The organism is Sphingobacterium sp. KH_072, assembly GCF_057837975.1.
Genome location: NZ_CM174457.1, coordinates 1236503 through 1249716 on the forward strand (window position 1 = coordinate 1236503; position 13214 = coordinate 1249716).

Genomic DNA, 13214 nt, shown 5'->3' on the forward strand with positions numbered 1-13214 from the left:
TCGTTTATTTAAACTATCTGAATAGCCGCCATAAATTTTAATATGCCTAGTTCTTTTATCTTAGGAGTAGTTGACTTTGTTGAATAAGTCTTTTAATGAATAATGATGGTGAAATAAAATGGATGGCGTGTACAAGCCGCAGGAGAATACCAATGGTATCACAACACCAATCAAGTCAATGATAAATCTTCCGTCAATTATAGTGGGCCGCTGGGTATATTCGATTTGCACAGCGTTCATGGACAAATTGCGTTGTATAGTCCATCGCAAAAAAGCAAACAACACATGCTCACCTTAAATGGAGGATATCAAGTAGGATCAGATGGGAATACCAGAACGACGGGAAGCTTGGATATTGTTAATTATAAAGTGAATACGTCGGATTTATTAGGAAGTTATCGCCTGCTTTGGGGGAGGGATAAAGCTACCGTCAAAGAAATAGGTTTGGATTTAAGTCATCATACGATTCGCCGTCAGGACTTGGTACAATCAGTCTTGCTAGATGCGGGAAATATGGAAGTGGGATTATGGGCAAGTCTGTATAGCAGGCTTCCCTCGGGCAATCGCTTCCGATTGTCAGCTCAACCTTATTTGAGTTTACCTACATCGACGACATTAAACTACAATCCGATTGCAAAATCCGACTTCGTCAAAAATGTCGTGTTTACAGATTATTACTATTACCAAGCACGTTACTGGGGAGCGCAATTTAAAGGAGAGTATATCGGTCGGTTTTTTGGTAATAATGATTTAGGATTTTTTGCGGGGGTAGACTATCGTAAAGCAACAGATCCTACTTTGCGTTCGGATTTAGACCCGACATTTGTGCCACAAGGAAGCCGTTGGCAAGCGCAGATCGGTGTACGTATGTATATCAATGAGGTACGCATGACGGGAAAATAAAAAGGTTTTCCGCTTTCTCGCTTTACCGCTGAATGACCGGAGCTCCATCTTGGGTGATCTCTGGTAATTTTGGTGTGTTTCGCAATAAAATATAACCCGCTGTACCCGAAATCAAAGAAGCAATTAAGATCGCGAATTTCGCTTCCGCAATCATGGCTGGATCTCCAAAAGAGAGCAGGGCAATAAATATGGCCATGGTAAAGCCAACACCAGCGAGTAATCCTACACCGATAATATGCTGCCAAGATGCGCCAGCTGGAAGTACGCCCAGTTTTATCTTGGTGACTGTTTTGGACATCAGGAATATACCAACTGGTTTACCAATCAACAGGCCGAGAATTATACCCAAGCCCAAGGGCGAAGTCAGTCCATCGAGCATGACGGGCGTAAAAGTAATGGCGGTATTAGCCAGGGCGAAAAGAGGGACAATCAAGAAATTCACCGGTGTTAATAAGGTATGCTCCAAGCGTTCCAGCGGAGATTCTTTGCTATTTACGGAACGGATCGGAATGGTGAATGCCGTAAGCACGCCTGCAATCGTAGCGTGAATACCCGAATGATGAATAAAATACCAGACAAATAAACCCGGAATGAGGTAAAAGAAGAGTGAACGAATGCCGAGTTTATTGAATACCAGCATCAACCCAAAGATGCCCAGCGCGTAAGCGAGGTATACAAATTCTAAATTTGTCGAATAAAAGATAGCGATCACCAGAATCGCAATCAAATCGTCGACTATAGCCAGCGCCGCTAAGAAAACTTTCAAAGATACGGGAACGCGATCACCTAACATAGCCAATAGTGCTAATGCAAAAGCAATGTCGGTCGCCATCGGAATTCCCCAACCACTAACAGTGTCTTGACCGCTATTGATAAAAAAGTAAATTAGCGCCGGAACTATAGCACCACCGAATGCGCATAAGATCGGCAAAGCCGCTTGCTTGGGCGAAGACAAACCACCGCTCACTAATTCACGCTTGATCTCTAGCCCCACGAGCAAAAAGAAAACAGCCATCAAACCATCATTAATCCACAACTCCGTACTATAAAGCAAGTGTATTTGTTCGGTTTCGAAACCGATGGTTGTATGCAATAGCTGATTGAAGGATTCCGCCAAAGGCGAATTCGCAATTATCAGGGCAACGACAACGCATGAAAATAGAATGACACCAGCAGCTGATGCGGATTGGAAAAATTGACGAATGAAAGTCTGCATGTGTGACTAAAACAGTGATTAACTCACATAAATATACGAAATTCCCCGTGGATTTTGGTGTAATATTATTAACTATTTCTCAATATCCTTCAGGTTGTCCATTCTTTTGTATTCCAAAAATCCTTTGATATCTTCAAAATGCTCGCGTACACGTTTGTTGCCGAATTCAAACACCTTTTTTGCTAATCCGTCTAAGAAATCCCGGTCGTGTGACACTAAAATCAAGGTGCCATCAAAATCTTGCAAGGCATCTTTGATGATGTCTTTTGTTTTCATGTCCAAATGGTTGGTCGGCTCATCGAGGATTAATACGTTTACGGGCTCTAATAACAATTTTATCATTGCCAATCGGGTTTTTTCACCACCGGAAAGTACTTTCACCTTCTTCGTGGTATCATCTCCGCTAAACATAAACGCGCCTAAGAGATCTTTGATTTTTACCCGTACATCACCCACCGCAATCTGGTCGATCGTTTCGAAAACCGTCATCTCCTGATCCAGTAAAGCTGCCTGGTTCTGCGCAAAGTATCCAATTTTGGCATTATGTCCTACTTTTAGCGAACCTTCAAAATCGATCTCGCCCATGATCGCTTTGATCATCGTCGACTTGCCTTCCCCATTTTTACCTACGAAAGCCACTTTTTCACCTTGCTCGATTACCATCGAAGCTTTCTCAAACACCGTATGCTCGCCGTATCGTTTGGTCAATTCTTCGACCATTACCGGATATTTACCGGAGCGTGGAGCAGGAGGGAACTTCAAACGCAGCGCCGAGGTATCTACCTCATCTACTTCAATTACTTCCAGTTTTTCCAACATCTTGACACGCGATTGCACTTGCAGCGTCTTGGAATATGTACCTCTAAACCGATCGATAAACTCCTGATTGTCGGCTATGAAACGTTGCTGTTCTTCATAAGCTTTCAGCTGATGTTGGCGTCGGTCTTTACGGAGTTCCAAATAATGGCTATACGTCGCTTTATAATCATAAATGCGACCCATGGTGACCTCGATGGTGCGACTGGTAATATTATCCACAAAAGCCCGGTCATGAGAAATCACGACGACTGCTTTGGCTGAATTAATCAAGAAATCTTCCAACCATTGAATGCTATCGATATCCATATGATTGGTGGGCTCATCAAGCAAAATCAAGTCAGGTTTTTTTAATAGGATTTTGGCCAATTCGATACGCATGCGCCAGCCGCCAGAAAACTCGGATGTTTGTCGTGCAAAATCGGCGCGATCAAAACCCAATCCTTTCAATACCTTCTCGACTTCTGCATCGTAATTGGTTTCTTCCAGCGAATAGAAGCGCTCGCTCAATTCAGAAACCTGCTCGATCAGTTCCATGTACGAATCACTTTCGTAATCCGTCCGCACGGTCAATTGCTCATTCAGTTCTTCTAACTGCGCTTGCATTTGATAGACTTCGTCAAAAGCTTTGGAAGTTTCCTCAAACACCGTTACATTGTCTTGCGTGAGAAGATGCTGCGGTAGGTACGCAATGATGGCATCCTTCGGAGCCGAAATATTGCCTGAAGAAGGCTTTCCTGCTCCGGCAATAATCTTTAATAAGGTGGATTTACCTGCGCCATTCTTGCCCATTAAGGCAATTTTATCATTCTCATTGATAGAGAAAGAAACGTCGCTAAAAAGGGTGGTGCCGCCGAAGGAAACGGAGATATTGTTTACGCTAATCACTTTGTTTGTTATTGAAATGTTCGCAAAGATAATGGAATTTACGATCTGGTATAGCACTTGCTTACTAATGAAGAAATAATACAGAAATCCGCGTAATCTCATCACATCAGAGATGATTGCGTCACGATTTAGAAACTAAAAAAAGAGGTAGGCCTAAATAATTTTCTTAGTTTTAAGATAACCAATTCATGTTATGCAAGCAATGGAAGACTATTTAGCGATAAATCGGGCATCGTGGAACAACAGAACAGATGCGCATTTAAAATCCACTTTTTACGATGTGCCGGGCTTTTTGCAAGGAAATACTTCGCTGAAAGACATTGAACTGAATCTGTTGGGCGATATTCGTGGCAAATCCATCCTGCATTTGCAATGTCATTTTGGACAGGATTCTATCTCCTTGAGTCGCTTGGGCGCAGCGGTGACTGGTGTTGATCTTTCCGATAAAGCAATTGATAGCGCGATAGATATTGCTCGGCAGACCAATTCTTCTGCAAAATTCATTTGCGGCGATGTGTATGATTTGCCTGCTCATCTGGATGAACAGTTTGATTATGTATTTACCAGCTACGGCGTGATCGGTTGGTTGCCCGATTTGGATCGTTGGGCCAAAATAATCCAGCGCTATCTTAAGCAGAGTGGTAAATTGGTATTTGTCGAGTTTCATCCAGTCGTGTGGATGTTTGCTGATGATTTTAGCACCGTGCAGTACAACTATTTCAATGCGGGTGCTATCGTGGAGAATGAAAATGGTACGTATGCAGATAAAGAAGCGGCGATTAATCAGGATTATGTCATGTGGAATCATAGTCTAGGTGAGGTGTTGGGAAGTTTGTTGGCCAATGGATTACAGATAGACCACTTCGAAGAGTATGATTACTCGCCATACGACTGTTTTAGCGATACCGAAGAATTTGAGCCGGGGAAATTTCGCATAAAGCAATTCGGAAATAAAATCCCGATGCTCTACGCCTTGTCGGCTACTAAAATGTCATAAACAATTTTAAACGTCTGTATGTTAATAATATCTAAGTCTTGATATTATGGAGTTAATAATCTTGCATATACTCAACACAATTTGGATGGGACACACACTTTGGTACGCTTACGGTGTGATCCGCAAGAAGTATTATCGCCGCTAATCTATAATTCCTCCGATTATAGACAATCCGCTTTTACAACCATTGCTTTCGTTGACAAATTACATTACTCACCTTAACAGCATCACATGCTTTCAGTCCATCACCACAATGGATGCCTTCTAGCATGACGTTATAGATCACATATTTAAATGTTTACCATAAACTAGTATAAAGGATGTTATGCGTGAGTGAAATATCATTCAATAGTATGTTTTTTTATAATAATTGAATGATTTATAATGCATAAATAATTTTTTATTATTTATCAGTATTTGCGTATATTTGAGTGATATATTATGCAATAGTTAAATAAATTCATTGTTATGAATGATTTATCATACACTAACACCCTTAGCGATGCGGCGATTCTAAAAGAGATTGGCGAGTTTATTAAAATACGTCGAGTAGCACAAAATCTGTCGCAGGATGCGGTAGCAGAGCGAGCTGCAATAAGCCGATCAACACTCAGCTTGGCAGAGAGAGGCGAAAATATTGCGCTGAAAAATCTGCTTAAAATCCTACGCGTACTTGATGCCTTGTATGTTTTTGAGCCATTTAAAGTGGTGCATCAGATCAGTCCAATGCTGCTGGCCAAGGAAGACGAAAAGAAGCGCAAAAGAGCATATCGTACCACTAAACATCATGATAAAGATCAATGGGAATGGTAAGAACCGCATTTGTAAAACTATGGGGCGAGCGTATTGGTGCAATTGCTTGGGATGAAAAGCTGGAGCTGGGCTTCTTTGAGTACGATAAAAAGTTCATCGCAGGAAAACTAGATGTGGCCCCCATCAAGATGACTTTATCTTCACGCATCTATTCTTTTCCAGAGTTACGCAATACCTCCACCTTTAAAGGCCTTTCGGGCTTATTGGCAGATAGCTTACCCGACAGATATGGAAATGAACTGATTAATATTTGGCTTGCGCGCAACGGAAGACCAGAAAACTCATTGAACCCAGTCGAACTGCTTTGTTTTATTGGCAGTCGGGGTATGGGCGCACTAGAGTTTGAGCCGACTACGCTGTCACCAAAAAGTAGCTCACATACCATAGAGTTGTCTAGTTTGATCGATACGACGATTAAATTATTGGAAAGCAGAGAAAATTTTGAAGCTCATACGGATCATGATATGCAAGATGTATTGCTCGATGTACTGAAGATGGGAACTTCGGCAGGTGGTGCCAGACCGAAAGCAATTATTGCCTACAATGAATCTACAGGTATGATCCGTTCCGGACAAATTTTGCAGGATGAAAGCTTTGAACATTGGTTGATCAAATTTGACGGAGTCCAGGACACACAGTTTGGTGTAACCTTTGGCTACGGAAGGGTAGAAATGGCCTATTATAAAATGGCTACCGATGCCGGTATCGAGATGATGGAGAGCCGCCTGATAGAAGAAGACGGGAGAGCACATTTTATGACCAAACGTTTCGATCGTAAAAAAGGTAACCAAAAACTGCATGCACAGACTTTTTGCGCCATACAGCATTACGATTTTAACCAGATCAGTAGCTATAGCTACGAACAACTGTTCCAAACGATGCGCTTGCTGAAACTAAGCTACGCAGAAGCCGAGCAGATGTATCGAAGAATGCTGTTCAATGTATTTGCTCGAAATTGTGACGACCACACGAAGAATTTTGCGTTCATCATGGAACAAGATGGAAAATGGAGATTGGCGCCAGCCTACGATATATGCCATGCCTACCGTCCTGACAGTGATTGGGTAAGTCAACACAACCTGAGCATAAATGGCAAAAGGAAAGATTTTGTAAAAGAGGATCTTTTAGCAATGGCAAAGCAGAATTCTATCCGTCATCCAGAGCGTATCATGACAAAGGTTCTAGAAACCGTACGTAAATGGCCAAAATATGCCGAAACATACCATGTGGACGAAAAATTAGCCGAAGCTATCGATCGTACTTTGATACGGGAAATCTAGAATAATCATTTTGCTAAAACCTTTTATGATACAATTTGGATAGTTTATGAACTAAATTGATAGATTGCTATGGCCTATAATGTTCAAATTTGTTATGGATAGCTATCTATAACTAACCCGCATGTCGACATAAACCTGTGTACGCATCGCGACCATTATAAATTGAACTAATTCTTGTACAGATGTTTGTGAATTTTTCTAAATTTTCTTTCCGCATAGCAGCAGGCGCTTTGTTGCTGTCTTGCTTTGGTTATGCTGCGCGAGTAGATTCCAGCACGAATCGATCAACCGATTCCTTACTAACCTATGCAAATCCTATTTTTGAGCCAATTTTGGCAGATCCTTCCGTATATCGCGATCCTGCTACGGGAGCTTTTTATGCGTATGGCACACAAGACAATTGGGGCGATGGACAAGGAAGTCGGCTCGTGCCGATTTTGAAATCCACGGATTTGGTGCATTGGAATTTGGTAGGAAATGCTTTGCGTGAAAAGCCGACTTGGAAGTCGAAAGGTGGTATTTGGGCGCCAGATGTCGTGCAAGTGAATAATCAGTATCATTTGTATTACGCCTATTCGACTTGGGGCGATCCCAATCCCGGTATTGGATTGGCGCTTGCCCCGTCTCCAGAAGGACCGTTTACCGATCAAGGAAAAGTATTCGATAGCAAAAGTATTGATGTGCCCAATTCCATCGATCCTTTTTATTACGAAGATCAAGGGAAAAAGTACTTATTTTGGGGCAGCTTTAGCGATGCGCCGACTCAAGGTAATTTTGGGGTGGAATTGACAAAGGATGGCTTAGCTCTCGCCCCGAATGCTCAAAAATTTAAAGTGGCAGCGGGAGATTTTGAGGCCGTCATTATCCATAAGAGAAACAGTTTTTATTATTTCATTGGATCAAAGGGCAGCTGTTGCGAAGGCAAGAAAAGTACGTACCGTGTGCTAGTTGGTCGTTCCCGCACCTTGCAAGGCCCATATCTCGATAAAAATGGAAAGGATATCGCTGAACGTGGCAACGGAACATTAGTGCTGAAAGGGAATTCTAGATTTGTGGGTACAGGTCACAATTCACGCATCATCACCGATGATAAACAACAAGATTGGATGCTATACCATGGTATCGATACACAGAACGACCGTGTAGAGAGTGGCACATCTAGGCGCGTGCTAATGCTTGATCCGATTCGTTGGCAAGATGATTGGCCAACAGTAACAGGCGATACAGCAAGCTTTGCGCGGCAAACAGCACCTTATTTCAAAAAATAACCCATTGTAATCAAAGGATTGGTCTACTAAGGATTAGTAAACTACTTTCTCAAAATGTATAAATAATATGATAAAACGATTTTTAACCGGCGTCGTACTAGTCGCTCTGGCACTGTCTGCTTCGGCGCAATCCACTAAGAGCGGTCTGCGAGCGCCAGCGTATCCACTGATCACGATTGACCCAAATACCAGTGCTTGGTCGTATACTGACGAATTGTATGGATCTACGGTGAAACATTGGACAGAACGTCCATTCCCATTATTAGGCGTGCTGAAAATAGGTGATGAAACCTACCGCTTTATGGGAACGGAAGAAGTGGAAGTGTACGCTTTGCTATCTATGGGCGAGGATACGGCATGGGAAGGAAAATACACGACGAAAATGCCTTCAGGCAATTGGTTTTCTCCGAAATACAATGATAAAGGTTGGCAGACAGGGGAAGGAGCATTCGGAACGCCAGACAGTGAATCGCTCTCGAAAACCGCATGGAATGAAGATAAAATCTGGGTACGCCGACCATTTCAGTTAGATCAGGATCTCAAAGGTAAAACGGTTTACCTTGAGTATTCGCACGATGATGACGTGGTGCTTTATTTGGATGGGGTAGAAGTAGTCAATAGTGGACCCGCAACCGGAAAGAATAAGCGTGTTAAACTGACTCCTGAACAAACTGCTAAACTAACCAAAGGCAATCACCTCATCGCGGGATACTGTCATAACACGGGTGGAAATGGTTTCTTTGACGTTGGCGTCGTCGTCGAAAAGGACATGCCACGATCGTTTGAAAAAACGGCACAGCAGATCTCGGTTGATGTGCAAGCTATGCAGACACATTATACTTTTCGCTGTGGTGATGTCGATTTAAAAGTCACGTTCACCGCGCCTTTGTTTCTAGATGATTTGAATCTAGTTTCTCGTCCGGTAAACTATATATCTTACGATATCAAGAGCGACAAACCGCGTGATATGTCGATTTATCTGGAAGCAGCACCGAACTGGGCTTTAAATCTGCCTTCGCAAGCGTCGACCTCGTCGACTAGCAAGAAAGGAAATTTATTATTTGCCAAAACTGGAAGCGCTGCGCAACCTGTATTGCAACGCAGTGGAGATCATATCAATATTGATTGGGGATATTTCTATCTGGCAGGGAGTGATCAAAATGGTAGCGTAGGTACCGGTGGCAGCCAGGCCCTGCGAAATGCATTTGCTGCTGGCGACGACATTGCTACGGTGAGCGGAGCCGGATCTGATGGGCACCAAAATATTGCGTACGCGAAATCATTCCGTGTACATGGTGAGCATCACGATCATATCATGGTGGGTTATGACGATGTCTATTCTATCCAGTATTTTGGAGAAAACTTAAGAGGTTATTGGAACGTAGACGGAAAGAACACCATAGAAGCCGTATTTGCAAAAGCAGATCAACAGTACAAAACCTTACGTAAGCGAGCAGACGCTTTTGATGCCGACTTCATGCGCCAATACACAGCGGCCGGAGGCAAAGAGTATGCGGAGCTTTGTGCCCTCGCATACCGTCAATCGATTGCTGCGCACAAATTGGTGGAAGCACCTAATGGTGACCTGATGCTATTGTCTAAAGAAAATGATAGCAATGGATCAATCGGTACGGTAGATGTTACGTATCCCTCTGCTCCACTGTATTTGTATTACAATCCTGACCTAGCGAAAGCGTTGTTGAATTTCATCTTTGCGTATAGTGAAAGTGGGAAATGGGTAAAACCATTTGCAGCGCATGATATCGGTACGTATCCATTGGCCAACGGGCAAACGTATGGAGGTGATATGCCTGTGGAGGAATCAGGCAATATGTTGATCCTGACGTATGCGATCGCGCGCATGGAGCAACATGCAAAATATGCTGAAAAGCATTGGGAGGTGCTGACCACGTGGACAGATTATTTGGTGGAGAATGGTTTGGATCCAGACAATCAGTTGTGTACAGATGATTTTGCGGGGCACTTCGCGCACAATGCGAATCTATCCATTAAAGCCATCGTGGGTATTGGCTCGTATGCAAAAATGGCTGCCATGTTGGGCAAGCAAGATGTGGCCGCAAAATACGAGAAGATTGCTAAAGATATGGCGGCTAAATGGAAAGAAATGGCCAAGGATGGTGATCATTATCGTTTGACGTTTGATAAAGCAGGTACTTGGAGCCAAAAATACAATATGGTGTGGGATAAATTGTTTGATATGGGCTTGTTCGACAAGGATATCATCGATACAGAAATCGCCTATTACCTAACAAAGCAAAACGAATATGGTCTTCCGTTGGATAATCGGGAAACCTACACCAAAACGGATTGGATCTGCTGGACGGCGACAATGGCAGACGACAAAGCTACTTTCGAGCAGTTTGTAAAACCGGTGCACCATTTCATGAATTCGTGTACTACACGTACACCGATGTCAGATTGGGTATTCACGGACAAACCGGTACGCAGGGGGTTCAAAGCGCGCTCTGTCGTGGGCGGATACTTTATCAAAATGCTTGAGGGAAAGATTGCAGCGCAATAATTGTATAACACAAATCTCTATTTAACAACAAAAGCGGCTCTATTCTGAGCCGCTTTTGTTGTTATTAGATATTATGAATTAATTCGTGAAAACGTTCTTGAACGTTCCTGCCAATGCTAAACCGGGTTGTTGTTGCGTATCATGTCCATCTTTCGGAATGATTTTAAAATATCGGAAAGTAAGTGGTTCTGGCAAGTCAAAATACTGTTTGGTGCGATCGACTGCTACCAACCGGATCAGTGTGGCCACGCTCCAATTTTGATTGTCGTTGCTCACCTGTACTTCCATATCTCTTATTTTACGATCTCCATTTTTCTGCGCGAACATAAATCCGTTGACCAATAGCGGTTCTCCCATGTCCACCGTTACCCAATGATTCGGATAGCTGGTCGCGTTATTCGAAAACCGAGCAATCCAAAAGGTATCGTCCCGACCGTCAATTAATCGGGCTGCTAAGCGGCTGTTGTTGGGTTCTTCCGAACTGAATCCAGCGATGGACCAGTTGGTGTAAGGATACAATTCTCGATCTGGCGGTAGCAATTCTCGCGTTCTCAATGTGATTGGATGAGCATAGAATGTGTCGATGGCCAATGAATTAGGTTTGTACAAGTTACGATAGTTGAATGTGCCTCGGATATCAATGCCTGGCAATACCGTTTGATTGCTGTTTGACGCCACAAATAATTCTACACTATCGCCTGCTAAATTGGGATACCGTAAGATGGTACCAAGTAACGTGGTATCTGGAGTTTCTACAAACCAATGGAGTATCATCTCATCATTTGGAGTGCGCTCCAGATTATTCACAATCCGGTTATTGAGGTTGTTGATGTAGCTTTGTCCATATACACGGCCGAATATTTCGGAGCGCATAGATTGGTTGCCATTCGAATCAAACGTGCGAATATCGAATGTGTATGTGCCTTCTGGTACTTCTGGAATGACCACATCTTTGTATTGAGCAATTTCACTGGGCAACACCGGAATTTCGAAGCTATTTCCTTGTCCCCAAGATACACGCATTTTTACGACGCGCGCATCGGTGCTGATCCGTGCTCGAATGCCAGCACGGCGGTCGCCCGGTTTGAATTGTATCGAATCTATACGGCCTGGGTAGATGCGTTCGCCATCGGCTAGATAGTCGCTGTAAAAGTGATCTACCGGCGTACATTGCGTGAGCAAAAGTAATCCTAAGAAGGTTATAAAGCCCGCTAGTAATTGATTAAAATATAGTTTCATGTACTTTCAATGCTAATAATTATGTGAATTATCTGAAATAATTGTCCCTAATTGACGGTGCCAAAAAAGGTGAGTTCTCCTAGAGAAACATCCGAATTTCCGCCCCAAGTATCCAATGTGCGCCAGCGCCAGTAACGATAGGGTTCTTCCTGAAAATCAATGTCAAATTCTTCCCCTGCTCGAGCGTAGTTGATATCATCGTTGGTGCTTTCGCCTAATGGAAGACCAGAGGGCTTGACCGAGTTGTAGGTGCCAACCAGAGTCCATGATTCCCAGCTTCCATCAGGATCTGGATTATTCGATCCATACAATTCAAACACCTTCGGATGATTGAATTGGTATTCGTAACTCAATCTGGAATACATGAGAAAGCGGCTTAGATTTGCCGCAACACCCATGTCGAAGCTAAAATGCTGTGGAATGCCAGTTCCTGGTGCGGTATGAAAGATCGTGCTCGATACGCGATCATTGCCATCCCACAACACCGATGGGGTACGAAATCCGGTGTGCGCCTGCCAAGTGTCGGTAGGCAGATTGTATTCCCGGAAAAGGGATTTATTCATCATCACTTCGTGTAATGGTAAAAAATTTGCCCGTATGGTATCTGAGGTGTTATTCCATCGGTCGGTCACGAAGACGCCAAATTCTCTTTCCTGCGCTGCAAATCCGCGCACATTAAACACACCCTCGCCAAGCCGCGTGTAGAAATCTCTGGCCGTTTGCCATTGGCCTGCATCATTCCTAGAAATGATATGAATGGCCAGAGGTGTTTCGGTCACATTTTCGAATAGCAGGCGTATGCCACCAAAGGTGGCGGTGATATTTCCTTCCTCGCGCAACTTCTCTAAAGTGAGTAGGTACGTCGGCGTTAAAGCCGTGACTGCGATGGGTGTTGCGTCAGATTCTACATCTCCAACACCGACCGCCACCAATTTCACCTGATAATCGCCTGCTTTGGCGAAGCCATCTACCAAAATACTGTTGTTATAGATGGATGCTTTGTTTTCGCGAATGCGACCATCGGCCATGCTGTATACCGCTTTTACATAGCGCAGATCAGGATGGTTGGGTAGTTCGTAATTAATAACCGCACCTCCTGGTATACTGGTTACCGTATAGGAAGTGATGGCGTTAGGTTTCTCTCCCTGGCGAGATGGGCCAGGCACAATGTCTTCTGCACAACCCGCCACGAAGAGCAGCACGAGCAAGAGCAGCGGTGAAGCGTATGTTTTATTGAAGTAATGTCTCATAT

General features: G+C 43.5%; 10 protein-coding genes and 1 pseudogene. 6 read left to right on the top strand and 5 right to left on the bottom strand.

Annotation, left to right across the window (positions count from 1 at the left end):
* Positions 1–60: 60 nt before the first annotated feature.
* Positions 61–240 (bottom strand): hypothetical protein, encoded by a 180-nt coding sequence (locus tag AC3IRT_RS05805; RefSeq protein WP_489395470.1) that lies wholly within the window; start codon positions 238–240, stop codon positions 61–63.
* Between AC3IRT_RS05805 and AC3IRT_RS05810 the strand changes: the two are divergent.
* Positions 181–903: pseudogene (locus tag AC3IRT_RS05810) on the top strand (DUF6850 family outer membrane beta-barrel protein); the annotation flags it as partial. The gene AC3IRT_RS05805 and the pseudogene AC3IRT_RS05810 sit on opposite strands and share 60 nt — an antisense overlap.
* Positions 904–925: 22 nt before the next feature.
* Here the strand turns inward: AC3IRT_RS05810 and nhaA are convergent.
* Positions 926–2119, bottom strand: a complete 1194-nt coding sequence (gene nhaA / locus AC3IRT_RS05815; RefSeq protein WP_489395471.1) for a Na+/H+ antiporter NhaA — start codon at positions 2117–2119, stop codon at positions 926–928.
* A 72-nt stretch (positions 2120–2191) separates the two neighbouring features.
* On the bottom strand, positions 2192–3823 hold the full coding sequence (locus AC3IRT_RS05820) for an ABC-F family ATP-binding cassette domain-containing protein (RefSeq protein ID WP_489396108.1): 1632 nt from the start codon (positions 3821–3823) through the stop codon (positions 2192–2194).
* 193 nt (positions 3824–4016) lie between these two features.
* On the opposite strand from AC3IRT_RS05820, the gene AC3IRT_RS05825 reads away from it, so the two are divergent.
* From AC3IRT_RS05825 to AC3IRT_RS05845, 5 genes are all read left to right on the top strand, one after another.
* Complete coding sequence (locus tag AC3IRT_RS05825; protein ID WP_489395472.1) at positions 4017–4820, top strand: class I SAM-dependent methyltransferase; 804 nt, start codon at positions 4017–4019, stop codon at positions 4818–4820.
* A 468-nt stretch (positions 4821–5288) separates the two neighbouring features.
* Positions 5289–5633 (top strand): helix-turn-helix domain-containing protein, encoded by a 345-nt coding sequence (locus AC3IRT_RS05830; RefSeq protein WP_489395473.1) that lies wholly within the window; start codon positions 5289–5291, stop codon positions 5631–5633.
* Entirely contained in the window at positions 5627–6913 is a 1287-nt protein-coding gene (locus AC3IRT_RS05835; protein ID WP_489395474.1) for a type II toxin-antitoxin system HipA family toxin, read from the top strand. The genes AC3IRT_RS05830 and AC3IRT_RS05835 overlap by 7 nt, the downstream gene beginning before the upstream one ends.
* A gap of 188 nt (positions 6914–7101) precedes the next feature.
* Entirely contained in the window at positions 7102–8181 is a 1080-nt protein-coding gene (locus AC3IRT_RS05840; RefSeq protein ID WP_489395475.1) for a family 43 glycosylhydrolase, read from the top strand.
* A gap of 67 nt (positions 8182–8248) precedes the next feature.
* Entirely contained in the window at positions 8249–10723 is a 2475-nt protein-coding gene (locus AC3IRT_RS05845) for a glutaminase family protein (protein ID WP_489395476.1), read from the top strand.
* A 78-nt stretch (positions 10724–10801) separates the two neighbouring features.
* Here the strand turns inward: AC3IRT_RS05845 and AC3IRT_RS05850 are convergent, their stop codons facing one another.
* A complete protein-coding gene (locus tag AC3IRT_RS05850) occupies positions 10802–11962 on the bottom strand; it encodes a DUF4998 domain-containing protein (RefSeq protein ID WP_489395477.1) in 1161 nt (386 codons plus the stop codon).
* A gap of 47 nt (positions 11963–12009) precedes the next feature.
* Complete coding sequence (locus AC3IRT_RS05855; protein ID WP_489395478.1) at positions 12010–13212, bottom strand: DUF5000 domain-containing lipoprotein; 1203 nt, start codon at positions 13210–13212, stop codon at positions 12010–12012.
* Positions 13213–13214: the final 2 nt, after the last annotated feature.